General features: G+C 51.5%; 1 protein-coding gene. It reads left to right on the plus strand.

Annotated features, from left to right (window positions below; all coding sequences use genetic code 11):
- Positions 1-162: 162 nt before the first annotated feature.
- Entirely contained in the window at positions 163-1,326 is a 1,164-nt protein-coding gene (metK, locus tag KDK13_RS16725) for a methionine adenosyltransferase (protein ID WP_257286125.1), read from the plus strand.
- Positions 1,327-1,624 lie beyond the last annotated feature (298 nt).

Consider the following 1,624-nt stretch of genomic DNA (forward strand, 5'->3'; position numbering starts at 1 on the left):
ATCTGGGGTTACGCAATGGTTTTCAGATCCAGGTCCGACGTTTCTTTCTTTGTGAATAGGCGATGACCTGGGTAACGCCTCACTCGGTAAGCTTATTTCGTGAAAAGAAGGTTTCATGGAATAAAGAGGCGCACTCAATTTTTTCAAGAGGATTAAACGGCTATGTCTGAGTATTCGCTATTCACATCAGAGTCGGTATCTGAAGGGCATCCAGACAAAATTGCGGACCAGATTTCTGATGCCATTCTGGATGCCATCATCAAGGATGACCCGGAAGCACGGGTTGCGGTAGAAACCATGGTGAAGACCGGCATGGTGATTGTCGCCGGTGAAGTGCGCACCACAACCTATGTTGACATTGAAGAGCTGGTTCGAAATGTCGTCACCAGCATTGGTTATAACCACGGAGATCTGGGCTTTGATGGCGAGTGCGTGGCAGTTCTGAATGCCATTGGCAAACAGTCACCGGATATTGCCGTTGGTGTGGATGAAACCGATGAGCGGGAACAGGGCGCTGGTGACCAGGGGCTGATGTTTGGTTATGCCACCAATGAAACGCCTGTACTCATGCCTGCCCCCATTTACTACGCCCATGAGCTGGTCAAGCGCCAGGCCCAGTTGCGCAAGAATGGTGTCTTACCCTGGTTGCGTCCTGATGCCAAGAGTCAGGTAACCATGCGTTACGACTCCAATGGCAAGGTGCAGAGTGTTGATGCCGTTGTGCTTTCTACCCAGCATTCTCCGGATGTCTCTCTGGATGACATTCGCCGTGAAGTGCTGGAGCAAATTATCAAGCCGGTATTCCCGGAAGGCTGGCTTCATAAAGATACCCGGTATCACATCAACCCGACGGGGGTTTTTGTGATTGGCGGGCCTGTTGGTGACTGTGGACTGACCGGGCGCAAGATTATTGTCGATACCTACGGCGGCATGGCCCGTCATGGTGGTGGAGCGTTCTCCGGTAAGGATCCGTCCAAGGTAGACCGTTCTGCCGCCTACGCAGGCCGTTATGTCGCCAAGAACATTGTTGCGGCCGGTTTGGCGGATCGTTGTGAAATCCAGGTGTCCTACGCCATTGGGGTTTCTGAGCCTACCTCTATTTCCATCAATACCTTTGGCACCGGTAAGGTGTCCGATGAGCGTATCGTTGAACTGGTTCGTGAATATTTTGATCTGCGCGCCGGTGGGCTGGTGAGGATGCTGGATCTCAAGCGCCCGATCTATCAGGCTACGGCAGCCTATGGCCACTTTGGCCGGGAAGAGGCCGAGTTCACCTGGGAGCGAACCGATAAAGCGGAACAGCTTCGCAAGGCGGCAGGCCTTTAATTTTCCCTTGAGGCAGCCGGTTGGCTGCCTTTTTTCAATATCCTTTTTCAATACTGAACCGATTCCTTTCCTCTGGATTTTTCTATCCGGTCATTAAATCTGACACCAGCATCTATATCAAAATTCATTGATATAGATTGTAGCCACTGCTAGACTTTGATCTTCGGATAATACGCAGAGTGGGACGTGGTTTATGAGTGCTAACCCTGATTTGACTGCCGGTTTTCAGAGCTCCGCCAAGGCTCAGGACTATCGAGTAGCTGATATCTCCCTGGCAGACTGGGGAAGACGTGAGATC

It is taken from the genome of Endozoicomonas sp. SESOKO1, assembly GCF_024606265.1.
Taxonomy (GTDB): Bacteria; Pseudomonadota; Gammaproteobacteria; order Pseudomonadales; family Endozoicomonadaceae; genus Endozoicomonas.